Origin of the sequence: Variovorax boronicumulans (assembly GCF_030812215.1) — a bacterium.
Classification (GTDB): Bacteria; Pseudomonadota; Gammaproteobacteria; order Burkholderiales; family Burkholderiaceae_C; genus Variovorax; species Variovorax boronicumulans_C.
In genome coordinates this window covers 137,514-160,401 of record NZ_JAUSSG010000010.1, presented here as the reverse complement: position 1 = coordinate 160,401, position 22,888 = coordinate 137,514, and the positions used below count along the sequence as shown (strand labels likewise).

The 22,888-nt window shown below is 67.0% G+C and carries 25 protein-coding genes; 13 read left to right on the top strand and 12 right to left on the bottom strand.

Going from position 1 to position 22,888, the window contains the following annotated elements:
- The first annotated feature begins 231 nt into the window (after positions 1–231).
- Both J2W23_RS24900 and J2W23_RS24895 read left to right on the top strand, forming a co-directional pair.
- A complete protein-coding gene (locus J2W23_RS24900) occupies positions 232–774 on the top strand; it encodes a demethoxyubiquinone hydroxylase family protein (protein WP_307650648.1) in 543 nt (180 codons plus the stop codon).
- A gap of 126 nt (positions 775–900) precedes the next feature.
- Positions 901–1,230: a hypothetical protein gene (locus J2W23_RS24895; protein WP_307650647.1), complete on the top strand. Its 330-nt coding sequence runs from the start codon at positions 901–903 to the stop codon at positions 1,228–1,230.
- 9 nt (positions 1,231–1,239) lie between these two features.
- On the opposite strand, the gene J2W23_RS24890 is transcribed toward J2W23_RS24895, so the two are convergent.
- Both J2W23_RS24890 and J2W23_RS24885 read right to left on the bottom strand, forming a co-directional pair.
- The gene (locus J2W23_RS24890; protein WP_307650646.1) at positions 1,240–1,980 is read right to left on the bottom strand and encodes an extensin-like domain-containing protein; all 741 of its coding nucleotides are present in this window, start codon (positions 1,978–1,980) and stop codon (positions 1,240–1,242) included.
- Positions 1,981–2,001: 21 nt separating this feature from the next.
- Positions 2,002–2,454: a GNAT family N-acetyltransferase gene (locus J2W23_RS24885; protein ID WP_307650645.1), complete on the bottom strand. Its 453-nt coding sequence runs from the start codon at positions 2,452–2,454 to the stop codon at positions 2,002–2,004.
- A gap of 125 nt (positions 2,455–2,579) precedes the next feature.
- Between J2W23_RS24885 and J2W23_RS24880 the strand changes: the two genes are divergently transcribed.
- Positions 2,580–3,608 (top strand): aldo/keto reductase, encoded by a 1,029-nt coding sequence (locus tag J2W23_RS24880; RefSeq protein WP_307650644.1) that lies wholly within the window; start codon positions 2,580–2,582, stop codon positions 3,606–3,608.
- Here the strand turns inward: J2W23_RS24880 and J2W23_RS24875 are convergent.
- Positions 3,605–4,498: a LysR substrate-binding domain-containing protein gene (locus J2W23_RS24875; protein WP_307650643.1), complete on the bottom strand. Its 894-nt coding sequence runs from the start codon at positions 4,496–4,498 to the stop codon at positions 3,605–3,607. The two genes, J2W23_RS24880 and J2W23_RS24875, sit on opposite strands and share 4 nt — an antisense overlap.
- Positions 4,499–4,674: 176 nt before the next feature.
- Between J2W23_RS24875 and J2W23_RS24870 the strand changes: the two genes are divergently transcribed.
- The 5 genes from J2W23_RS24870 to J2W23_RS24850 are packed head-to-tail and all read left to right on the top strand — an operon-like array spanning position 4,675 to position 10,334.
- Positions 4,675–5,832, top strand: a complete 1,158-nt coding sequence (locus J2W23_RS24870) for a branched-chain amino acid ABC transporter substrate-binding protein (RefSeq protein WP_176657186.1) — start codon at positions 4,675–4,677, stop codon at positions 5,830–5,832.
- 13 nt (positions 5,833–5,845) lie between these two features.
- Positions 5,846–6,757: a delta(1)-pyrroline-2-carboxylate reductase family protein gene (locus J2W23_RS24865; protein ID WP_307650642.1), complete on the top strand. Its 912-nt coding sequence runs from the start codon at positions 5,846–5,848 to the stop codon at positions 6,755–6,757.
- Between the two features lie 16 nt (positions 6,758–6,773).
- On the top strand, positions 6,774–7,946 hold the full coding sequence (locus tag J2W23_RS24860) for an NAD(P)/FAD-dependent oxidoreductase (RefSeq protein WP_307650641.1): 1,173 nt from the start codon (positions 6,774–6,776) through the stop codon (positions 7,944–7,946).
- A 47-nt stretch (positions 7,947–7,993) separates the two neighbouring features.
- Entirely contained in the window at positions 7,994–9,019 is a 1,026-nt protein-coding gene (locus J2W23_RS24855) for a class I fructose-bisphosphate aldolase (RefSeq protein ID WP_307650640.1), read from the top strand.
- 19 nt (positions 9,020–9,038) lie between these two features.
- A complete protein-coding gene (locus tag J2W23_RS24850; protein ID WP_176657190.1) occupies positions 9,039–10,334 on the top strand; it encodes an acetyl-CoA hydrolase/transferase family protein in 1,296 nt (431 codons plus the stop codon).
- Here J2W23_RS24850 and msrA read toward each other — a convergent pair whose 3' ends face one another.
- The 4 genes from msrA to J2W23_RS24830 form a co-directional block, all read right to left on the bottom strand.
- Positions 10,335–11,036, bottom strand: coding sequence for a peptide-methionine (S)-S-oxide reductase MsrA (gene msrA / locus J2W23_RS24845; protein WP_176657191.1), 702 nt, complete (start codon positions 11,034–11,036; stop codon positions 10,335–10,337).
- Between the two features lie 85 nt (positions 11,037–11,121).
- The gene (locus J2W23_RS24840; protein ID WP_176657192.1) at positions 11,122–11,373 is read right to left on the bottom strand and encodes a pentapeptide MXKDX repeat protein; all 252 of its coding nucleotides are present in this window, start codon (positions 11,371–11,373) and stop codon (positions 11,122–11,124) included.
- 76 nt (positions 11,374–11,449) lie between these two features.
- Positions 11,450–12,241, bottom strand: a complete 792-nt coding sequence (locus tag J2W23_RS24835) for a molybdopterin-binding protein (RefSeq protein ID WP_176657193.1) — start codon at positions 12,239–12,241, stop codon at positions 11,450–11,452.
- Between the two features lie 11 nt (positions 12,242–12,252).
- Complete coding sequence (locus J2W23_RS24830) at positions 12,253–12,885, bottom strand: cytochrome b/b6 domain-containing protein (protein ID WP_176657194.1); 633 nt, start codon at positions 12,883–12,885, stop codon at positions 12,253–12,255.
- Between the two features lie 97 nt (positions 12,886–12,982).
- On the opposite strand from J2W23_RS24830, the gene J2W23_RS24825 reads away from it, so the two are divergent.
- Together J2W23_RS24825 and J2W23_RS24820 are read left to right on the top strand one after the other, a co-directional pair.
- Positions 12,983–13,711 carry a response regulator transcription factor gene (locus J2W23_RS24825; RefSeq protein ID WP_307650639.1) on the top strand — a complete coding sequence of 243 codons (729 nt, stop codon included), beginning with the start codon at positions 12,983–12,985 and terminating at the stop codon, positions 13,709–13,711.
- Positions 13,711–15,207 carry a sensor histidine kinase gene (locus tag J2W23_RS24820; RefSeq protein ID WP_307650638.1) on the top strand — a complete coding sequence of 499 codons (1,497 nt, stop codon included), beginning with the start codon at positions 13,711–13,713 and terminating at the stop codon, positions 15,205–15,207. Before J2W23_RS24825 ends, J2W23_RS24820 begins: the two co-directional genes overlap by 1 nt.
- 10 nt (positions 15,208–15,217) lie before the next feature.
- Here the strand turns inward: J2W23_RS24820 and J2W23_RS24815 are convergent, their stop codons facing one another.
- Positions 15,218–15,706: a YcxB family protein gene (locus tag J2W23_RS24815; protein ID WP_307650637.1), complete on the bottom strand. Its 489-nt coding sequence runs from the start codon at positions 15,704–15,706 to the stop codon at positions 15,218–15,220.
- Positions 15,707–15,798: 92 nt separating this feature from the next.
- Between J2W23_RS24815 and J2W23_RS24810 the strand changes: the two genes are divergently transcribed.
- On the top strand, positions 15,799–16,743 hold the full coding sequence (locus J2W23_RS24810) for a crotonase/enoyl-CoA hydratase family protein (RefSeq protein ID WP_307650636.1): 945 nt from the start codon (positions 15,799–15,801) through the stop codon (positions 16,741–16,743).
- Positions 16,744–16,769: 26 nt separating this feature from the next.
- Here J2W23_RS24810 and J2W23_RS24805 read toward each other — a convergent pair whose 3' ends face one another.
- Positions 16,770–18,302: an alpha/beta hydrolase family protein gene (locus J2W23_RS24805; RefSeq protein WP_307650635.1), complete on the bottom strand. Its 1,533-nt coding sequence runs from the start codon at positions 18,300–18,302 to the stop codon at positions 16,770–16,772.
- Positions 18,303–18,499: 197 nt separating this feature from the next.
- Positions 18,500–19,399, bottom strand: coding sequence for a transglutaminase family protein (locus J2W23_RS24800; protein ID WP_176657200.1), 900 nt, complete (start codon positions 19,397–19,399; stop codon positions 18,500–18,502).
- A 119-nt stretch (positions 19,400–19,518) separates the two neighbouring features.
- On the opposite strand from J2W23_RS24800, the gene J2W23_RS24795 reads away from it, so the two are divergent.
- Positions 19,519–19,854 (top strand): antibiotic biosynthesis monooxygenase family protein, encoded by a 336-nt coding sequence (locus tag J2W23_RS24795; protein WP_307650768.1) that lies wholly within the window; start codon positions 19,519–19,521, stop codon positions 19,852–19,854.
- On the top strand, positions 19,799–20,665 hold the full coding sequence (locus tag J2W23_RS24790) for a sulfite exporter TauE/SafE family protein (RefSeq protein ID WP_307650634.1): 867 nt from the start codon (positions 19,799–19,801) through the stop codon (positions 20,663–20,665). Before J2W23_RS24795 ends, J2W23_RS24790 begins: the two co-directional genes overlap by 56 nt.
- Before the next feature lie 9 nt (positions 20,666–20,674).
- Here J2W23_RS24790 and mnmC read toward each other — a convergent pair whose 3' ends face one another.
- Together mnmC and J2W23_RS24780 are read right to left on the bottom strand one after the other, a co-directional pair.
- Positions 20,675–22,516, bottom strand: coding sequence for an FAD-dependent 5-carboxymethylaminomethyl-2-thiouridine(34) oxidoreductase MnmC (gene mnmC / locus J2W23_RS24785; protein WP_307650633.1), 1,842 nt, complete (start codon positions 22,514–22,516; stop codon positions 20,675–20,677).
- Between the two features lie 15 nt (positions 22,517–22,531).
- On the bottom strand, positions 22,532–22,807 hold the full coding sequence (locus tag J2W23_RS24780; protein ID WP_013541095.1) for an oxidative damage protection protein: 276 nt from the start codon (positions 22,805–22,807) through the stop codon (positions 22,532–22,534).
- Positions 22,808–22,888 lie beyond the last annotated feature (81 nt).

The window sequence follows — 22,888 nt, the reverse complement described above, 5'->3', positions numbered from 1 at the left end:
ACTGGTTTACAAATATAAGTCAGGACGGAAAATTTTCTGTCATTTTTGATCGGGTTTGCAAGGAACGGGCCAGCGGCGAAGGGGTTTGCAAAAGTGGTGAATGCGCGGTTTTCCCTCTGGGGCGCGCGTTCGACGTTCGCGGCGGGGGCTGCTTCTAGGTGTTTCCCCGAAGGTGTCGCGCTTGCCCATCGGTGCGCGCCATCAGAATCGGGTGATTCGAGGGGGAAGGCGATGACAGAGGAAAAGACGCTTGATCGCGATTCGGCATTGGGCGCACGAATCCTGAAGGTTGATCACGCCGGCGAGCAGGGCGCTGTGAACATCTACAGGACACAGATATTCATGGCGCGATGGACCGCGCCTTCGTTGGTGCCCGAATTGCGCGAGTTCAAGTCCCACGAAGAGGGGCACAGGGCTTTGTTCGCGGCAGAACTGCGGCGCCGAGGTGTTCGCCGCTGCCGCAGCTATTGGCTATGCGGTATCGGCGGTTGGGTACTTGGCCTGCTTACGGGGCTTCTTGGCCGGCATGCGATTTCGGCGACCACTGTGGCTGTCGAGCGCGTGGTGCTCGGGCATCTGAAGGCCCAGCTGCATGAGCTGGCGGGGAAGGACGACGCGGCTGTCCGGGTCATTTCGCAGATCGTCGAGGAAGAGCAGTTGCACCACGACCAATCCGCATCGCACATGCGGTCGAGCCATGTCTGGACGCGCGTGCTGAGTCCGGTGGTTGCGCTATCGACGGAGACCGTTATATGGCTGGGGATGCGTCTCTGACGAGCGTGCGAGCGCGCCGAGAGGTGCCAGACGAGTCGGAGATAAACTCCCCGCCGCACGCCGAAAAACGGCATGCGCGGGATTGGCGTCCCTGAACACCTCTGCGTCATTTCATGGAAGCCAATCATGGTCAGGACTACTCCTTCTCGCACGACATCGTCGGTCGCATTTCCCTATTCCGAAACTGATCCCGAGGTGCTTGTCTTGCGGGCCTGCGACGACACCGACAGTCTTCGAGAGGTGCACAGCGCTTACGCCTGCCTCGAGAAGCTCATCGTGCCGCTCGAACTGGGCGATACCGAAGAACTGAATCCGACACGCAGTGAACTGAGCGCATTGGTGCGCGTGATCAACGACGAACTGAATCGCCGCATCGAGGCGGTCGACAAGGCCGTCCATGCGGTGCATGCGGCGATGGTCCCGAGCGTGTTTGCGCCAAGCCCATCCGGCTCATAAGGCGCAGCGCTACCGGCACATCGAATAGCCGCCGGTCTCCAGATGAAAGTGGTCGCTATGCGCCGCGTTGTAGTCGGGACCCAGCACGCCATCGAAGAACCGGCAGGCGCCGCGATGCGCATCGCGCAAAAACAGGTCTTCTGGATCGCCCCTGCCGGACCAGTCGCGCCGCACCGTGATGCGGCGGCCATCGGCAAGCGTCAGGCCAGCCGCGTCGAACGCATCCGCCGTCGCGTGCCGGCTGCGCGAGGTGCCCGGCACCGCGCCTTCGCCGCGGTTCACATTGCGGCACGCATAGCTGCCCAGATGCTCGATGGCCACCACCGGCTGGCCGAAGCGCTGCTTCGCGGCCGGCTGCAGCGTGTGCTTCTCCCACATGAAGAAGGACAGCGCCATCGGGCAGCTCAGCGAGGGCGATGTGCCCAGGCGCACACCAGCCGAGCGCAGTCGCACGGCGTTTTCGAAGCCGCAACCCTCGCCGGTCACGCGGTCGGGCAGCAGGTCGTATTGCATGCCGGTTCGTGCCAGCGCCGCGAGGCAGCGCGTGGGATCGCGGCGGGCGCGTGCGAGCTTGAAGCCGGTGAGCCAGTCGGGCTCGGCCGCCACGTCTAGCGGCACCCACGGATTGAGGCGCTCCGGCACTTCGACGGTGCCGCTGATCACGGCCCAGGCGCCCGCGGCGAGCACGGCGCAGAACCCAGCCCCGACCCAGAGGCCGCGGCGCGATGACGCGGCAGGAGTCGGAGTCATCGCGTTGCCTTCAGGCGCGCCTCAGCCAGCGTCCTTCTGCATGAAAACACTCAATGGATCTTCCGGATAGCGGCCGAACCTTTCGCGCCGGGCGTATCCCGAGCGCGCATAGAACGACAGCGCTTCGGGCTGGCTCACACCCGTCTCCAGCCTGAACATCGCGCAGCCCTTGGCCATCGCTTCGCCTTCGAGAAAGGCAAGCACCTTGGCCGCAACGCCTTGCCCGCGGTTCTCCGGCCGCACATACATCCGCTTGAGTTCGCCGTACCCCGGTTCCATGACGATGGCCCCGCAGCCGACCGCCGCGCCGTTCTCATCGCGCGCAACGGCGAACAGCACATTCGCTGCAGACAGCGCTGCAATGTCGATGCCGTAGTGGCTCTCCGGCGGATAAAGCGGCTTCTGGTACGCATCGAGGTCGTCGATGAGCTGGATCACGTCGGGCTGGTTGGGGTTTTCAATGGCGATCTGCATCGGGCGATATTACTTAGCCGAATTCGACAAAGCCCGACCTGCAAAGGGGGTTCAACGCCCCGGCCAACAATGGCCCAACGGCGCGCCGGTCGGCTCGCCGCTTCATTCATCGAAGGAGTAGCACTTTGGAATACCGTCATCTGGGCAAATCGGGCCTCAAGGTCCCCGTGTTGAGTTTTGGCACCGGCACGTTCGGCGGCAAGGGCGAGTTCTTCAGCGCCTGGGGCAGCACCGACGTGGCCGAGGCGCGCAAGCTCATCGACATCTGCATCGACGCGGGCGTCAACATGTTCGACAGCGCCGACATCTATTCCGACGGCGCCGCCGAATCAGTGCTCGGCGAGGCCATCAAGGGCCGGCCGCGCGACAAGCTCATCATCTCGACCAAGGCCACGTTCCGCAGCGGCCCGGGCGCGAACGAGGTGGGGTCGTCGCGCCATCACCTGGTGCAGGCGGTCGACAGTGCGTTGAAGCGCCTGGGCACCGACTACATCGATCTCTTCCAGCTGCACGGCTTCGATGCGAGCACGCCCGTCGAAGAGACGGTCTCCACGCTCGACGACCTCGTGCGCGCGGGCAAGCTGCGCTATGTGGGCGCATCGAACTTCTCGGGCTGGCACCTGATGAAGTCGCTGGCGGTGTCGGAGCGCTACGGTTACGCACGCTACGTGGCGCACCAGGCGTACTACTCGCTGATCGGCCGCGAGTACGAGTGGGAGCTGATGCCGCTCGCGCAGGACCAGGGCGTGGGCGCCGTGGTCTGGAGCCCGCTGGGCTGGGGCCGCCTCACGGGCAAGATCCGCCGCGGCCAGCCGCTGCCCGCCAACAGCCGCCTGCACGTGACGGCCGACATGGGCCCGCCGGTGGCCGACGAGCTGCTGTACCGCGTGGTCGATGCGCTGGAGAAGGTCGCGGCAGACATCGGCAAGACCGTGCCGCAGGTCGCGCTCAACTGGCTGCTGCAAAGGCCGACGGTGTCGAGCGTGGTCGTTGGTGCGCGCGACGAAACGCAACTGCGCCAGAACCTCGGCGCGGTGGGCTGGAACCTCACGCCCGCGCAGGTCGCCGAGCTCGATGCGGCCAGCGCGGTGACGCGAACCTATCCCTACTGGCACCAGCAGGGGTTTCTCGAGCGCAACCCGAACCCGGTCTAGGCAGGATTCAAACCGAGCACCCACTGTTTGAAGTGCTCGAGCGCCCCGGAGGCCGGACGGCCTTCGGGGTACGCGAAGTAGTAGCCCTGCGGCACGTCGAGGTGCCGGTCCACGGGAATCACCAGCTCGCCGGTGCGCAGCTCGTGCTCGATGAGGATGCGCGGCGCCAGGCCGACGCCCATGCCGGCCGCGGTAGCCCCGACCACCATCGTGAAGAGCTCGTAGCGCGGCCCGCGCGAGGCATGCACCGTGTAGTCCCACCCCTGCTGCGCATACCAGTCGCGCCATGCATGCGCGCGCGTGCTCAGGTGCACATGGCGGCAGCGCTCGAAGCCCGCTTCGTCCCACGGCCCGTTGGCATCGCGAAACGCCGGGCTGCAGATCGGCACCATCTCGCCCTCAGAAAAGATCAGCCCGCCGCGCGTGTTGGGCCAGAACTGGTCGCCGAAATAGATGGCCGCGTCGTACGCGTTTTCCTGGAAGGAGAAGGGCTGCGAGCGCGCCGACAGGTTCACCGTGATGTTCGGATGCAGCCGGCTGAAATCGGGCAGCCGCGGAATGAGCCATTGCGTCGCGAAGGTCGGCACCACGGCCAGCTCGAGCACGAAGCCCATGTCGTGGCCCGCGCTGATCTCCAGCGTGTCGCGGCGGATCTGGTCGAGGTGCCGGCGGATGCGCGCCGCGTACTCGCGCCCCACGTCGGTGAGCGTGAGTCGCCTGCGCACGCGCGAGAAGAGGGGCACGCCGAGCCGCTGCTCCAGCATCGCCACCTGCCGCCCGACCGCGCTCTGCGTCAGCGCCAGCTCGGCCGCTGCGCGGGTGAAGCTCCCCAGCCGCGCCGAGGCCTCGAAGGCCTGCAGCGCGCCCAGGTTGGGAATGTCTTTTCTCATCGAATGTCTGTTGTCTCGTCTGTCCTGCTGCCGCAAGCACCTGCCGTGCCCGGTGTCTTGTTGTCTCGTTCCTTCCGGCGCTGCACAACGTTGTGCGTATTTAGCGTTTGTTCCGCATGCCGCCGCGATCCTATTCTGCGTCTCGACCCCCTGCCAACGATATGAGGAGACTTCCGATGATTGTCTTGCGCACCCGTCGCACTGCCCGGTCCACTGTTCCGTGCATTGCGCTGGCCTCCGTCCTTGGACTGCCCGCCGTCGCACTCGCACAGGCCGAGCAGACCGTCACCATCGGCCATGCCGGCCCGCTGACCGGCGGCGCGGCCCATTGGGGCAAGGACAACGACAACGGCGCGCGGCTCGCGGTCGAAGACCTCAACAAGCAGGGCCTCGTCATCGGCGGCAAGAAGATCAAGTTCGTGCTCCAGTCCGAAGACGACCAGGCCGACCCGAAGCAGGCCATGGTGGTGGCGAACAAGCTGGTGGACACGGGCGTGAAGGGCATCCTGGGCCACTTCAACTCGGGCGCCGCGATCCCGGCCTCGGCCGTCTACAGCCGCGCAGGCCTGCCCGACGTGTCGACCGCCACCAACCCCACCTTCACCAAGCAGGGCTACGGCAACGTCTTTCGCATCCTGGCGAGCGACGACGACGTGGGCATGGCCATCGCCGACTTCACGGTGAAGGACCTCAAGGCGAAGAAGATCGCGGTGATCGACGACCGCACCGCCTACGGCCAGGGCGCCGCCGAGGTCTTCACGCGCGGCGTGAAGGGCTTGGGCGGCACCATCGTCGCGCAGGAGTTCGGCAGCGACAAGGCGACCGACTTCATGGCCATCCTCACCAGCATCAAGGCCAAGCAGCCCGACGTGGTGTTCTACGGCGGCATGGACGCGCAGGGCGGCCTCATCGCGCGGCAAATGAAGCAGCTGGGCATCACCGCCAAGCTGCTCGGCACCGATGGCCTGTGCACCAACGAGGTCGCCAAGATCAGCGGCGGCGCGGTCGACGACCTCCTGTACTGCACGCGCGGCGGCAAGGAGATCGAGAAGACCAGCAAGGGCGCCGAGTTCGAGCAGCGTTACAAGGCCCGCTTCGGCGTCGAGGTGCTGACCTACGCGCCGTACCTCTACGACGCCATGATGGCGCTGGCCGCGGGCATGCGCGCCGCCAACTCGGTCGAGCCCGAGGCGTACCTCCCGGCGATGCGCAAGGTGAAGTTCGACGGCGTCACCGGCGCCATCAGCTTCGATGCCAAGGGCAACCTGCAGAAGCCGGACTTCACCGTCTTCACCTACAAGGACGGCAAGCGCGTCCGCGTGGCCGGCTCCTGAGCGCGCGGCACGCATGCGGACGCTGAACGCGGCGGAAACGGCGGCGGCGCTGCCGTATGGCGCGCTGGTCGAGGCGCTGCTGCAGATGTTCGAGCGCGAGCGCCGGGGCGAGGCGCATGCCGCGGCCCGGACCTCGGTGCCGCTCGCGGGCGGCGGCGTGCTGCTGCTGATGCCCGCGGCGGACGCGCGCTTCGCGGCGCTCAAGACCGTGACCGTGCACGCCGGCAACGCCGGCCTCGGGTTGCCGGTGGTGCAGGGCGAAGTCACGTTGATGGACGCCGCCACCGGCACCCGGCTGCTCGCGATGGACGGCAATGTGCTGACCGCCCGACGCACCGCGGCGCTTTCGCTGGCCGGGGCTGCAAGGGCAGGGCGCCATGTCGGTGGCCGCATGCTGCTGATCGGCGCGGGCGTGCAGGCGCGTTCGCATGCGGAGGCGTTCGCGGAAATCGCGGGCTTACGTCGTCTGTGGATTCACGCGCGCACGCCAGCCCATGCCGAACAGCTGGCGCAACACATGCGCACGCTCGGCGTGGACGCCGACACGATCGATGATCCGGCGCAGGTTTCCGAAGAGGCCGACGTGATCGTCGCCACCACCAATTCATCGGTGCCCGTCGTTCCATCGAGGGTGCGGCCGGACGCCACCGTCATCGCCGTGGGCGCCTACCGCGCCGACATGGCCGAGGTGCCGCCCGAACTCGTGCGCCGCTGCGCCGTGTTTGTGGATACGCTGGAGGGTGCGCGCAGCGAGGCGGGCGACCTGATCCAGGCGGGCATCGACTGGTCCGATGTGCAGGCTTTCACGAACGCGAAGGCGGAGTTGGCAATGCACGAGCGGCCGGTGCTCATCAAGACCGTGGGTCATGCGCTGTGGGACCTCGCGGCGGCGCAACTGGCGTACACGCATCAACAGCAACGATGAAGCAAGGAATGCATTCATGCGTCGAGTGGTGATCATCGGCGGCGGGGCCATCGGTTCGGCCATCGCCTATTTCCTGACCCGGGACCGGGAGGCCGAGCCCTTCGAGGTCACGGTGGTCGAGCGCGACTTCTCGTACAGGCAGGCGTCGTCGGCGTTGTCGGCGAGTTCGATCCGCCAGCAGTTTTCCACTGCCATCAACATCGAGATGTCGCTCTACGGCATCGATTTCTTCCGGCATCTCGGCGAGACCTTGCGCGTCGGCGACGACGTGCCGGACATCGGCCTGGTCGAGCCCGGCTACCTGTACCTGGCTTCGCCGGCGGGTGTCGACGTGCTGCGCGAGAACCATGCGATGCAGAAGGCGCACGCGGTGGATGTGGCACTGCTGGCGCCCGAAGAACTGAAGGCGCGCTTCCCGTGGATCTCGACCGAAGGGGTCGAACTCGCCTCGCTGGGCCTCTCGGGCGAAGGCTGGTACGACGGCTACAGCCTGCTGCAGGCCTTTCGCAAGAAGGCCGCATCGCAGGGCGCGCGGTACGTGCAGGCGCATGCGACGGGGCTGCATCGCAACGGCAGCACCGTGACCGGCGTGCAGCTGGACACCGGCGAAACGCTCGAAGCCGACATCGTCGTCAACGCCGCCGGCGCCTGGGCCGCGAAGGTGGCCGATTGGGCCGGCATCGACCTGCCGGTGCGCGGCCGCCGCCGCAGCGTGTTCAGCTTTTCGTGCCCCGAAACGCTGCCCGGCTGCCCGCTGGTCATCGACACCTCGGGCATCTGGCTGCGTCCCGAGGGCCGCCAGTTCATCTGCGGCTTCGCGCCACCCGAAGACCAGGACCATGACGACGCACCGCTCGACGTCGAATACGGCGCGTTCGACGATCTCATCTGGCCCGCGCTTGCCGAGCGCATTCCCGCCTTCGAAGCCATCCGCATGACCGGCGCCTGGGCCGGCTACTACGAGATGAACGTGTTCGACCACAACGCGATCCTCGGCCTGCACCCGGACTGCGACAACCTGTTCTTTGCCAACGGCTTCTCGGGCCACGGCCTGCAGCAGTGCCCGGCGGCGGGGCGCGGCATCGCGGAGCTGATCCGCTTCGGCGAGTACCGCAGCCTCGACCTTTCGCCGGTTGCGTTCACGCGGATTCTTGAGAACCGGCCGCTGCTCGAGAAGAACGTGATCTAGCTGCGAGCGGGGCGCGGGCGTACCATGCCCGCCAGAAAGGTGCCCCAATGACTGCACAGACACTGATCGATACCGCACAGGCGCTGATCGCCGGCGACAAAGGCCTGCTCGCGATGGACGAGAGCAACGCCACCTGCAACAAGCGCTTCGCCGCCTTGAACATCCCGCAGACCGAGAACGCGCGACGCGACTGGCGCGAACTGATCGTCACCGCGCCGGGCCTGGCGGACAGCATCAGCGGCGCGATCCTGTTCGACGAAACCATCCGCCAGGCAACCAACGCTGGCAAGCCGTTCGCCAAGGCGCTGGCCGATGCGGGAATCATCCCCGGCATCAAGGTCGACATGGGCGCGAAGGCGCTGGCGGGCCATCCGGGCGAGACGGTCACCGAAGGGCTCGACGGCCTGCGCGAGCGGCTGGCGGAATACGTCGGCATGGGGGCGCGTTTTGCGAAGTGGCGCGGCGTGATCGCCATCGGCGACGGCTTGCCCACGCGGGCCTGCATCGACGTCAACGCCCATGCGCTCGCGCGCTATGCGGCGTTGTGCCAGGAGGCGGGCGTGGTGCCGATCGTCGAGCCCGAGGTGCTGATGGACGGTGGCCATTCGCTCGCGCGATGCGCCGAGGTGACCGAAGAAGTCCTGCGCGAAGTGTTCGTCCAACTGAATGCGCAAGGCGTGCTGCTCGAAGGCATGCTGCTCAAGCCGAACATGGTGCTGCCGGGGCAGGGCAGCCCGACGCAGGACAGCGTCGATGCGGTGGCTGATGCCACGGTGAATTGCCTGCTGCGCACGGTGCCTGCGGCGGTGCCGGGCGTGGCATTTCTCTCGGGCGGGCAATCGGCGCAACTGGCCTCCGCGCGGCTCCATGCGATGAACGTGAAGTTCAAGTCGCGCATGCCCTGGGCGCTGACTTTCTCGTTCTCTCGCGCGGTGCAGCAGCCTGCACTCGATCTCTGGAAAGGCCAGGCTGCCAACGTCGCAAAGGCGCAGCAGGCGCTCGTGTTCCGTACGGGCTGCAACAAGGCGGCGCGCCGCGGCACTTACGACGTGCAGGCCGACGCGCCGCGATAAAGATGAAGAGAAGGCACGAATGACCGTCCAGGACCTCTACGCGAAGAAGCGCGTTTCCCCCGCCGATGCCGTGCGCCTCGTGCGCAATGGCGATCTCATCATCGTGCCGACCGGTGTCGGCGAGCCGCCATCGTTGCTCACGGCGCTCTCCGAGCAGCGCCGCGATTTCCGTGACGTCAAGGTCGCGCAGATCCTCGCGATGCGCAAGTACGCCTACATCGACCCAGAGACCGTGGAGCACGTGCGCCACGTCGCGCTGTTCTTCGGCGGCGCCACGCGCGCGGGCGGACAGGAGGGGTGGATCGATTTCATCCCCAACTACTTCTCCGAGATTCCGGCGCAGATCGAGCGCGGCCAGATCCCCGCCGAGGTGGTCTTCAGCATGGCCTCGCCGATGGATGCGCACGGCTATTTCGCCGTGAGCCTGGGCGCCGACTACACGATGGCCGCCATCGCCAAGGCGCGCGCCGTGGTGCTGGAGGTGAACCCGAACGTGCCCTTCGCGCACGGCAACTGCCACGTGCACATCTCGCAGGTGGCCGCGCTGGTCGAGAGCGATGCGCCGGTCATGGAAGTGGGCCTGCCCAAGATCGGCCCGGTGCAGGAAGCCATCGGCAAGCACGTGGCCGACCTGATCGACGACGGCTCGACGCTGCAGATCGGCTACGGCGGCATTCCCGATGCGGTGGTGATGCAGCTCACGCACAAGCACGACCTGGGCATCCACACCGAAATGATCGGCGACGGCATCCTCACGCTGGTGGAGAGCGGCGCCGTCACCAACCGGCGCAAGAACTACCTGCCGGGCAAATCCGTCGCGACCTTCGCGCTGGGGTCGGGCAAGCTCTACCGCTTCATGGACCGCAACCCGTCGCTGGAAATGCATCCGGTGAACTTCACCAACGACCCGGCGCTCGCCGGGCTCAACGACAACCTCATCGCGATCAACGCGACCATGCAGATCGACCTGCTGGGCCAGTGCGGCTCCGAGAGCCTCGGGCATGCGCCGTATTCGGGCACGGGCGGGCAGTCGGACTTCGTGCGCGCGGCCAACCGTTCGCGCGGCGGCAAGGCCTTCATCGTGCTGCCTTCGACGGCCAAGGGCGACACCATCTCGCGCATCGTGCCGTCGCTGTCGCCGGGCACCCATGTGAGCACGAGCAAGAACGACATCAACTACGTGGTCACCGAATATGGCGTGGCGCAGTTGCGCGGCAAGTCGGCCAGGCAGCGGGCGCAGGAGTTGATTGCGATCGCGCACCCGGATTTCAGGGCGGAGCTTGCCGAGCAGGCCAGGCGCGCGAAGCTGCTTTGATCAACTGGCCTTCGCCGCTCGCACCAGCGAAGGCGTCGCCTTGTAGCTCTCCGGGAACAGCTTCTTCAGGTCGTCGATCTTGGGCATGTCGTTGATCGCGATGTAGGGCTGGCTCGGGTTGAGCGTGAGGTAGTCCTGGTGATAGTCCTCGGCCGCATAGAAGGGTTTGGCCATCTCGATGGTGGTCGCGAGCGGCTTGCCGAAGGTCTTGGCCTGGTTCAGCTGCGCGATGTATTCCCTGGCGATGCGGGCCTGCTCCGCGTTTTCGGCGAACACCGTGGAGCGGTATTGCGTGCCGGTGTCGGGGCCCTGGCGATTCAGCTCGGTCGGGTCGTGCGCCACCGAAAAGTAGATCTGCAGCAGCTTGCCGTAGCTGATCTGTTTCGGGTCATAGGTGATGCGCACCGATTCGGCATGGCCGGTGCGGCCCGAGCCCACTTCGTCGTAGCGCGCGGTTTTCGCGTCGCCGCCGGCGTAGCCCGACACCGCGTTGCTCACGCCCTTGACGCGCTGGAACACGCCCTGCACGCCCCAGAAGCAGCCGCCGGCGAACACGGCGGTTTCTGTTTTCGCGGTAGCGGGGGCCACCAGGTCGGCGGTGGGGGCGGGGACGCGCCTGGCCGGTTCGGCGAACGAAGGCACCGCATACCAGACCAGGGCCGCGGCAGCCAGTGCGCCAGCAGTGAGTGCAAGGGATTTCATGTGTAGTCCTTCAAGGAGGTTTCGGTCCTGGAGCCGGTGGCGGCGACCTTGCCGCCGAATCCACCGGCCGTCAATCGCGCGCGCCTTACTTCTTCATCTCGTCCTTGCCCATGCTGTCCTTCTTCATGGCGTCCTTGGACATCGAGTCCTTGGCCATCGAATCCTTCTTCATGCCGTCCTTGGACATGGAATCCTTGGCCATCGAGTCCTTCTTCATTGCGTCTTTCGACATCGAATCCTTGGCCATGCTGTCTTTCGCCATGGTGTCTGCGGCGAATGCCGAGGCGCCGGCAAAAGCCATGCAGGTGGCGAGCAGGGTTGCGGTGAGCTTGTTCATTGGAAGTCCTTGAGTTGAGGGTTGGGTTTTTTGCTTTCGCGCTTTTCATCGGCAGTTCAGGCGTCGCGAAGACGCCTCAGCTCCCTCCGAACCAGTTGTAGCCCTGGTCTTCCCAGTAGCCACCTGTGTAGGTGTTGGTGACGAACATCGCCTTGATGTGCTTGGGGTTCTTGTAGCCAAGCTTGGTGGGCATGCGCAGCTTCATCGGGAAGCCGTACTTGGGCGGCAGCGGCTGGCCGTCGTAGGTGAGGGCGAGCAGCGTCTGCGGGTGCAGCGCGGTGGGCATGTCGATGCTGGTGTAGTAGTCGTCGGCGCACTTGAAGCCGACGTACTTGGCCGTGGTGTCCGCGCCGATGTGGCGCAGGAAATCCGCAAAGCGCACGCCGCCCCATTTGCCGATGGCGCTCCAGCCTTCCACGCAGATGTGCCGCGTGACCTGGTCGTGCTGCGGCATGGCGCGCAACTCGGCGAGCGTCCAGCTGCGCTTGTCGGCGACCATGCCGGTCACTTCGAGCTTGTAGGTGGCTTCGTCGACTTCGCGGATCTCGTCCTCGCCGTAGTAGGCGTTGAACGGAAAGGGCCGCGTGATCATCGACTCGGGGAAGGTCTCCGCGAGCTGCGTGGGGCTGAAGATCAGGCCCTGCACCTTGTCGTTGAAGCGCGAGATCTTCGAGAGCGCGGCCTCGACATGGCTGTCGTCGCTGATGCTGCAGCCCGTGAGCAGCGAGAGGCCGCCCAGCGTGAGCGAGCGCTGAAGAAAGGCGCGGCGCGCGGGCTGGTCGAGGTTCTTCGCGATCAGCGTGCGGGCTTCGCGCACCACGGCATCGCCGTCGATGCCGGTCATCTTGGGGGCCTTGAAGATTCTCATGTCAGGCTTTGTCAGGCGTTGGGCGCGCGGCCGCGGATCATGGTCAGAAGGGTGCGGGGCACGAGCGCCACCATCACCAGGTGCAAGACGACGAAAGCAACGAGCGTGGCCATGCCGAAGAAGTGGATGCGGCGCGCGAACTCGTAGCCGCCCAGCAGGTCGCGCAGCGCGGCGAACTGCACCGACTTCCACAGCACCAGCCCCGAGAGCACGATCACCACGATGTCGAGCATCACGAACAGGTAGGCCAGGCGCTGCACGTTGTTGTAGCGGCGCGGGTCGGCATGCGAGAGCTTGCCCTTGAGCGCGGCAAGCGCGTCATGCCAGATGCCGGCCGGCGTGACCGGGAAGAACTTGGCAGCGAGCCGGCCGCTGGCGATGTTGATGGCGAGGTATACGACGCCGTTGAACACCAGCAGCCACATCGCCGCAAAGTGCCATTGCAGGGCGCCGCCGAGCCAGCCGCCGAGCGTGATCCCGTTCGGAAAGCTGAACGGAAAGAACGGCGCCGCGTTGTAGATGCGCCAGCCGCTGGTCACCAGCACGAGGATGGCCAGTGCGTTGAGCCAGTGCGTGATGCGCATCCACAGTGGGTGGATGGGTCGGGCATCGGGGGCAATGCTTGCGAGGGCGGTGCTGTTCATGGGCTGGATTCTTGGGCGCACCCCATGGCCGATTCATCACGCAAAGTTCAATTAATCGTGATAACTCGGGAATCCGTATCGCGGGACAATCGCGGGCATGGACACCCCCAAACGCGTGCTGATCGTCGAGGACGACGCCCACATCGCCGAGCTGCTGCGCATGCACCTGCGCGACGAAGGCTATGCCATCGAACACGCCGCCGACGGCCATGCGGGCCTGCGCGAACTGGAACGCGGCAACTGGGATGCGCTGGTGCTCGACCTGATGCTGCCCGGCGTCGATGGCCTCGAGATCTGCCGCCGCGCGCGGGCCATGGCGCGCTACACGCCGATCATCATCATCAGCGCGCGCTCGAGCGAAGTGCATCGCATCCTCGGGCTGGAGCTGGGTGCGGACGACTATCTGGCCAAGCCCTTTTCGGTGCTGGAACTGGTGGCGCGCGTGAAGGCGCTGATGCGGCGCACCGACGCGCTGGCGCGCAATGCGCGCATGGAGTCGGGCAGCCTCACGCTGGGCAACCTGGACATCGAGCCGCTGGCGCGCGAGGTGCGCGTGGACGGCAAGCTCATCGAACTCACGCCGCGCGAGTTCGACCTGCTGTATTTCTTTGCGCGCAACCCGGGCAAGGTGTTCTCGCGGCTCGATCTGCTCAACCAGGTGTGGGGCTACCAGCACGACGGGTACGAGCACACGGTCAACACGCACATCAACCGGCTGCGCACGAAGGTCGAGGCTGATCCGGCCGAGCCGCGGCGCATCCTCACCGTGTGGGGGCGGGGCTATAAGTTGTCGCCGACGGGAACGGGCGACGAGGGCGGTGCGTGATGGCTTGGGCCACGCTTTCTCGCCGTCTCTCGATGGTGTTCGCGGTGCTGCTGCTGGCCTGCTATGGCGCTTCGGCCTGGCTGCAGATGCGATCGAGCGGGCTGCACGAACAGGAGGTGGTGCAGCGCCTCTCGGGCGGGCTCGCCGCGCACATCGCGGAGAACTCCGAACTGATGCAACCCGGCGGCCTGAACCAGGCCGCGGTGAAGGACCTGTTCGACAAGCTGATGGCGGTGAACCCCAGCGTGGAGGTCTATCTGCTGGGCCTCGACGGCCGCATCGAGGCGCAGGCCGCGCCGCCCGGGCACATGAAGCGCGAGCGCGTCGCGCTGGAGCCGATCCGCAAGCTGCTGTCGGGCGCGCCGCTGCCCATCCTGGGCGACGACCCGCGCAGCGCCGATGCGGCCAAGGTGTTCAGCGCCGCGCCGCTGAAGATGGGCGGGCGCGATGCCGGCTATGTGTACGTGGTGCTGCAGGGCGAGGACTACGACGCGCTCGCGGCCAACGTCGCGACCGACAACGTGCTGCGCACCACGCTGTGGTCGATGGCGCTGGTCGCGCTGCTCGGGCTCATCGCGGGGCTGGCGGCTTTCCGGCTCATTACCCGGCCGCTGCGCGAGTTGACGAAGGCGGTCAAGCGTTTCGAGACCGAAGGCATCGCCTCGCTCGAAAGCGAAGCGCCCACGCTGGAAAGGCTGTCTCAAGGCCACGACGAGATCGCGTTGCTGGGCCAGGCCTTCACGCAGATGACGCGCCGCATCGCCGAGCAATGGCGCGAGCTCACGCTTTCGGACCAGCAGCGCCGCGAGCTCTTCGCCAACATCTCGCACGACCTGCGCACGCCGCTCACTTCGCTGCACGGTTATCTCGAAACGCTGCTGCTCAAGGCCGGCACGCTCAGCGACGAAGAGCGCCGGCGCTACCTGGAAATCGCGCTCGGCCAGAGCCGCAAGGTGGGCCGGCTCGCGCAGGAGCTGTTCGAGCTCGCACGGCTCGAATACGGCGTCGTCAAGCCCGAGAAGGAGAACTTCGCGCTCGCCGACCTGGTGCAGGACGTGTTCCAGAAATTCGAGCTCGCGGCCGAGGCGCGGCACCAGCAGCTCAAACCCGACATCGCGCCGGGCCTGCCGGTGGTGTCGGCCGACCTCGGGATGATCGAGCGCGTGCTGACCAACCTGCTGGACAACGCCATCCGCCACACGCCGCCCGGCGGCGAGATCGAGGTGCAGCTGCGGCCCGCAACTACCGGTGTGGCCGGCGTCGCGGTGCAGGTGAGCGACACGGGGCCGGGCATTCCGGGCGAGCTGCAGAAGGGGCTCTTCGTGCGGCCCGTGTTCATGAGCGGTGCGCGCAGCGACGGCTCCAGCAGCGGCGGGCTGGGGTTGGTGATCGTGCAGCGCATCCTGCAACTGCATGGCAGCGACATCCGGCTGGTGCCGCAGGCGGGCAAGGGCGCGGTGTTCCGCTTTCAGTTGAGCGGCGCACAGGGCGGCTGAAACGCTTCTTTCAGGTCTCCGGGCCGACGTGGCGGTCCAGCCGCTCGACGAGCGCGGCCACATCGAAGCCTTGCGCCGCTACCGATTTGGGCAGCACATGAAAGAGGCGCGGCATCAGGTAGAGCAGCACGAAGCGCTCGTCCTGGCGCCACTTGAGCAGGTTCGTCCAGATGATCCGGCTCTCGCCATGCGGGGCCCAGAGGCGCAGGGCATCGTCTTGCAGCTCGACCGAGAACTCGTCCTGGATCGCCTTGTACTTGCGGTAGTGGCGGCGTGCGCTCATCGGCAGCGCCACGTAGCGCATGGCCAGCAGCACCAGCGTGCCGCCGACGAGGCCGCCCAGCGCGCCCGACTGGATCTGCCGCGAACCGAAGATCGCGGCCAGCAGCAGCCCGACGGCGATCGCGATCACCATCCATTTCGCCAGGCGTGGCAGCCGTCCGTAGAGCCGCATCGCATCGACGTAGTCGTCTTCGGAAATCCTGAATGTCGCGGTCATCGCGTGGTGCTCCCCCGTGGTTTGCCTGTGCCGGTTGGTCCGGGGGCGATGCTACAAGAGCATCGCGCCCCAACCCCAGGAGACACAAGACCATGCCCGCCTTCAAGACCGTCCTGATCGACAAGGACCCGCAGCATCCGCGCATCGCGCGCCTCGTGCTCAACCGCCCCGAGAAGCTCAACGCCATCGGCGACACCACGCCCGCGGAAATCCGCCAGGCGGTCGAGTGGGCCGAGGCGGACGACGAGGTGCATGTCATCGTGGTCGAAGGCGCGGGCCGTGCCTTCTGTGCCGGCTACGACCTCGGCGACTACGCCGAAGGGCACGGCCGCGAAGGCGAGGGCGATCACCCGTGCCGGCAGGAGAAAACGCCCTGGGACCCGATGCTCGACTACGCCGCCATGAAGCGCAACACCGACGACTTCATGGCCCTGTGGCGCTGCCGCAAGCCCACCATCGCCAAGGTGCACGGCTACGCGGTGGCCGGCGGCAGCGACATCGCGCTGTGCTGCGACCTGCTGACCATGGCCGACGACGCGCGCATCGGCTATATGCCCACACGCGTGTGGGGCTGCCCGACCACGGCGATGTGGACCTACCGGCTCGGTGCCATGCGCGCCAAGCAACTGATGTTCACCGGCGACACCATCGACGGCGCGCAGGCGGCCGAATGGGGCCTTGCCAATTTCTCGGTGCCGGCCGACCGACTCGACGACGCCACGCTGAAGCTCGCACAGCGCATCGCAGGCGTGCCGCGTTCCCATTTGATGATGCACAAGCTGGTCGTCAACCAGGTGTGGCATTCGATGGGGTTGGAGCAGACGCAGATGTTCGCCACCGTATTCGACGGCATCACGCGGCACAACCCCGAGGGGATGTGGTTTCGCCGGCAGGCGGAGGCTGAGGGGTTCAAGAGCGCTGTCGCATGGCGCGACAGCGGCAGGGACATTCCGGAAGGCGACGAGGCGAGGACGCTTGTCGCGGAGCTGGAAGCGAAGCTTGCAGCGGCGCGGGCGGTGGTGCCGCCCGGCCGATGATTCGCCAGCTCAGGTGCGAAGTCCGCTCACGGTGGCAGGCAGCTCCTGGCGACGGCCAGTTGGGCGCGCACATCCTTGATTGACTGGCTGTCGTCGGGGCTCGACGCATTCCGTGTGAACGCGCAACCGTAGAGCGGATTCGCCACCGTGCCCGGCGTCACCACGTCGTCGCCCGCCGGCTTCACCTTGTCCAGCTCCCACTGCACCATCGCGGCGAAGGCTTCCTCCTGCTCCTTGATGGTGAAGTCGCAGTGGGTGATGCCGCGGATTGCGCGCTGCACGAGCCAGTCGCTGTTGCCCTTGGCCGCCACGCGCTTGTTGTAGATCTGTTCCATGCTGAAGGGAACGTAGAGATCCCCGAGCGTGTGCAGCGTGACCACCGGAACCTTGAACTCCCCGGCCGTCTTGGGGATCCAGCGCAAGCCGTCGGTGCGCAGGCGGTTGGCGTCTGCCACCGTCGTCAGCTTCTGCACCGAGGCGTTCAGCGCTTCCGTGCTCACGGGGTCGCCGTTGATGACGTAGGTGAAGCGATTGGTGTCGAGCGTGCTCTTGTTGAGGATGCCGTTGACCGTGCCGTCGCTGCCGAACACACCCCACACCGCCTGGAAGGAGCGACCGATGCCCAGGCCCAGATCGAACAGAGGACGCGGGCCCCCGGTCAGGTTCATGACAACAAGGGCGTACTTGTCTCCCGCCGGTGTGCTGGGATCGATCGATGCTGCCGTGAACGTGTCGAACAGCGCCGGCGTGACCTGGCCCACGATCTCGGCCCATTTCGGCGTCGGGTAGCTCGCTTGGCCCGCCAGCGCCTGTGCCGTCACCTGCGCGCCGGCGAAGTAGTCGAACAACTCGGTGTCGCCGAGCACACCGCACATCGGCACCGCGCCGTCGTACTTCACCTTGTGGTTGGCAGTGGCGTAGGTTTCGTCCTCGATGGCCGCCGCGGTGATGTGGCCACCCATCGAATGGCCCGTGATGAAGGTCTTGCCCGGGGCGGCCAGTTCGCGGCCATTGGCCTTGGCGATGGCGTTGAACTGCAGCGCGAGGGCGTTGGTGTCTTCCACGCCGGCACGCACGTCGTAGAAGTTCTTGCTGTAGCTCGATGCGGCCCAGGCGTAGCCGTTCTGGATCAGGTAGCGGCGGATCGACGGGTCGCTCACCGACAGCACGTTGGTTTCACCCGCATAGCCGTGCGCGTACATCACGAGCTTGCCGTTCCAGGCGGCCGGCACTTCGATGTGGTACTGCGCGCCGCCCAGCATGCCAGCCCAGCGGCTGGTGGTGGCGTTGTCGATTTTGTCGCTGGCGTCGGCCTTGAGGGCCGCGAAGGTGGTGGCCGATGGGTCGGCGGGCGCGAAGGAATTGCGCCCATCCTGCAGGCGGGTTTCTTCCGCGATCGGTCCGGGCGGTGGTGCGGGAGGGGGCGGACCCGACGGGGCCGGCGCTGGAGCCGGCGGCAGCGGCGTGAAGGAAAAACCGTTTCCACCGCCACCACCGCCGCAGGATGCGACGGCGAGGCTGGCGGCGAGGGCAAGGAGTGTCAGGCGCGCGGAATGCATGGGGTGTCTCTCTCCGTTCTTATGGGTCTTGGTTGGGAAGATCACCGGCGCAGCGACACGCGGGCCGCCATGAAGAACGACCGTGCTATTTCGCTGGACCGGCGGCGCAGCGTAGGGGCGATGCCGGGCGCATCGGCCCGGGCTTTCCCGTACCTGCTATCTCCTGCGCGACACCCCCGCAGAACCTCTGGGAGAGATCAGCCCTTGCGGCGGGTGACCACCACCGTCGCCTCCAGGCCTTCGTAGGCCTCGGCGTCCCCATACCAACTGCCCGAGATCGGCGCGGCCTGCGCCGGATCGCGCGTGACGCCCACGCGGATGAGCTGCCCGCTGCCCATGAGGTTGTTGGTCGGATCGAACGCCAGCCAGCCGATGCCCGGCAGGTACGCCTGCAGCCAGGCGTGCGTGGTGCCGGCGCCGGTCATCGACTCGCCCGGGGACTGCGCCGCGCGGTCGAGTGCGGCGTCGTAGAGGTAGCCGGAGACAAAACGGGTCGCGATGCCCAGGCGGCGCGCGGCTTCCATCATCAGCAGCGCGTAGTCGCGGCAACTGCCGCTGCCCAGCGCCAGCGTGGCCAGCGGCGTTTGCGTGCCTTCTTCGTCGCGCGCCTTGTATTCGAGGCTCTGGCCGATGTGCGCGTTCATGCGCGTGAGCACTTCGCGCGTGTTGTTGGGCTTGTCGCTGTGCAGGAACTGGTGCGCCCAGCGGATCAGCGTGCCGCTGGCGTCGTCTTCATGGTGCGGACGCAGGTAATGTTCGAGGTCCAGGCGCTCCTGCACCGAGTAGGCGAAGGGCAGGAATTCGGCGGCCGGATCGAGCGCGAGCTGGTCTTGCTGGGCAGGCACATGCTCGATGGTGAACGAGCACACGATGCGCAGCTCGGTCGCTTCGCCCATCGGCTGCACCAGCGCGACGGAGTTGGAATGCGGGTCTTGAATGAGCCGTGTGAAGGCCTGGGGGCTCACCTGCAGGTCGGTGGCGAGCACGCGCAGGTCGTGGCTGTCGCGGGGCCGGAACATCACCCGGTGCAAACCGAAGGTGACCGGCTTGTTGTAGCGATAGATGGTGGTGTGCGTGATGTCGTACTGGATGGCCATGGGGCATTCTCACGCGTTCGCACGGCAAGTGGTGGTTTGTCGGGCCGCATGCCGCAGAATCGGCGCCCGCTCGATCTTTCGTGTCCTCCATCCAGTTCATCCAGGGGATTCCGGCTGCCATGTATTCCGCCACCTTCATCTTCGCCAAGAAGCAGTTCGACGACGAGTTCCACCGCCTCGACCAGACCATCGCCGCAGCCGCGAAATCGCTGCCCGGCTACCTGGGCGAGGAGACCTGGGAGAACACGGGCAACGGGCTGGTGTCGAACGTCTATTACTGGGATTCCCTGGACAACCTGCAGGCACTGATCCGTCATCCGGTGCACCAGCAAGCCAAGGCGGCCCAGTCGAACTGGCTCGATGGCTACAAGGTGGTGATCTCCGAGGTGGTGCGCACCTATGGAGACAGCCGGATCGACCACCTGCTGGCGCCTTCGGGGCAGGCCGGCGCCTGACTGGCCTTCGATGCTCGAATCGTTCAGCGTCCTCCAGTGGCTGGGCGGCCTGGCGATCGGTGTGTTTTCGGGCGCGGTGGCAGGGCTGCTGGGCGTGAGTCCTGGCGGGGCGCTGGTGCCCGCGCTGGCGCTCATGCCGGGGCTGGGCCAGCACGATGCGCAGGCGATCTCGCTCGCGGCGCAGCTGGTGCCGACCAGTCTTGCGGGGTTCCTGCGCTATCGCGTGTCGGGGCACGGGGCGTCGTGGCGCACGGTGGTCTGGATCTCGCTGGGCTTCCTGGCTGGCGCGTACCTCGGGGCGCGCGGCGCCAACCAACTGGCGGATGCGACGCTGCGCTGGATGTTCGTGGGCTACCTGCTGGTGCTGGTGGCGCTCGTCGTGCTGAAGTCGCCTGCGCCGCAAGGCGTGGACGCGGTCCTGCCCGCGGAGCCGCGCGGGTCTGTGGTCGCGCTGGCACTGGTGGGCGTGGTGGCCGGCGCATCGTCGGGCCTGCTCGGCATCGGCGGCGGGCTCGCCATCACGGCGCTGCTGACGGTGGCGCTGCGCTATTCGCAGCACCGGGCGCAGGCGGTAAGCCTCGCGGTCAACGTGCTTCCGCTGGCGCTACCGGCAGTGTTCGTCTATGCGAGCGTGGGGGATGGGCTGCCGTGGGTGTTGCTGGGGGTTGTCGTCGTCGGGCTGTGGATCGGCACGGCGGCGGGGGCGCGGCTTGCCACGCGGCTCGAGGAGCGGGCGCTGCGCAAATACTTCCTCGTGCTGGTGATCTGCATGGCGCTACTGATGGCTTGGCGGGCTGCGGGCTCGGCCTGAGCGGATCGCTCAGAGGCGCTGCGTGCCGAGCGCCTTGGCCAGCGTGGCGGGCAATGGCAGCGGCTCGCCATGCCATTGGGCGGCCAGCAGTTCGGCGCACAGGGCCGCGAAGCTGAGGCCGCGCGAACCCAAGGCGGTGCAGGCCCAGAGGCCGCTCGCCGCTTCGCTCAACGGGCCGACCAGCGGGCGCCGGTCGCCCGAGGCGCAGCGCACACCGACCCAGGTGTTGACTTCGCCGCGCTCGAAGGCGGGCGCCAGTGCGGCGGCCGCTGCGGGGTGCAGCCGGGCGAGGCGGTCGCGGTTCGCGGTGCTGTCGTCGGTGTTCGCGGCGAGGTCCGTGCTGTCGCGGTCGAAGGTGGCACCGGCCAGCCAGAGCAGGGGGCCTTCTTCGGCATCGGGCACACGGGCGATCAGGTGGCCGTCACCGTTGAGCGGGGTGGACGGAAGGGCGCCAGCGTTGAGATGGCCCCACGCGACCTGGCCGCGCACCGGCTGCAGCGGCAGCTCCGGGGCGAAGCGGCCCGACTCGAATCCGGCGGCGACGACCACGCGGTCCGCTGCGATCAGCAACTGGTCTGCCGCGTCGAACAGCTGCCAGCCGTCGGCGTTTCGGGCTGCCCGCGCCACCGAGGCATTGCCGCGGAACTCGACACCCGGCTCACGCAACCAGGCGTCGATCAACCGCGACGGACGCACCCAGCCGGCACGGCCATGCCAGATTGCAGGCGCGTCGGCCGGCAGGCCGGCTGCGGCCAACTGCCCGGTACTCGCGGACCACGATTCGTTGGGGCCGCTGTCGCTCCAGCCGGCAGGCACGCGCGTGTCGCCTTCGGGCCGCCGTTCCAGCACGCCGCTGGCGCGCCAGTCGCGGCCTTCTTGCAGCAGTCGTTCCAGTTCGATCCAGGTGGCGCGGATGCCCGCGCGCGTGAGGCGCGAGAGCAGGGCGTCGTCGGGCGACACATGGGGCGCCAGCACGCCGACCGGCAGGCCGGAAGCGCCGGAGGCAGGACGCGAGGCCGCATCGAGCACCGTGACCCGCCATCCGCGCCGCGCAAGGCTCGCGGCCACCGCAGCACCCGCGAGACCGGCACCGATCACTGCACAGCGGCCCGGCGTCGCGATCCGCTCGGGCACTGGCCCGCGACGCCGCACCGTCCAGGCCGGCGCGAACACGCCGCCGAGGCAGTCGCGTTTGGGCGGCAGGCCTTGGCGCCGTTCGAGCTGGAAACCGTTCTGCGAGAGCGCATCCCGCACCGCGCGCGCATAGGTCCAGGTGGCGAGGCCCGTGCCTTGGCGGGCAAAGCGCGACACCGCCTTCAGCGTGTCGGGCGACCACATCGCCGGGTTCTGCTGCGGGCTGAAGCCATCGAGAAAAAGGCTGTCGGCCTCGAAGCGCTGGGCGCGCAGCATGGCCTGCACGTCGCCGATGCACAGGGTGAGCAGGACGCGGCCTTCGTCGAAGGCGAGGCGATGAAAGCCCGGCAGCAGCCCATGCCACTGCCCGACCAGTTCCTGGGCCAGCGACGCCAGTTCCGGATACGCCTCGGCGGCCCGCAAGAGATCGCCGGCGCCGACCGGATGCGCCTCGACCGAGACGAAATGCAGCATCCGCGGCCGATCGGCGTCCGCACGCCAGGCCTGCCAGGTTGTCAGGAAATTGAGGCCCAGCCCGAAGCCGGTCTCGAGAATCCGCCATTGCGGCTGCCCGGCCCAGGCTTGCGGCAGGCCACAGCCGCCCAAGAATACATGGCGAGCCTGCGCCAGTGCCCCGGTTTCGGTGTGATAGATGTCGTCGAAGCGTTCGCTGCGAGGGACGCCGTCGGAACGCCAGGCCACTGGCTCAGCGGTCACGGCGGGCAGTGAAGCTCAGGCCGCTGGAGGGGGCACGTAGCCCTGGGCCACGTCGGCGCCTTCGCCGAAGAAGTGCTTTTCCATCTGTCGCGCCAGGTACTGGCGGGCGCGCAGATCGGCCAGGTTCAGCCGGTTTTCATTGACCAGCATGGTCTGTTGCTTGAGCCAGGCGGCCCAGGCTTCCTTGCTGACGTTTTCCCACAGGCGCTTGCCCAGGTCGCCGGGATAGGGCGGGAAGTCGAGCCCTTCGGCCTCTTTGCCGAGCTTGATGCACTGAACCATGCGTGCCATTTTTTTGCCTCTTGAGTGGGTAAGCGTGTCCGCTTAGTTGATTTCGCTATTTAGAACTGAAAACTTGGTCGTTCCAGTTTC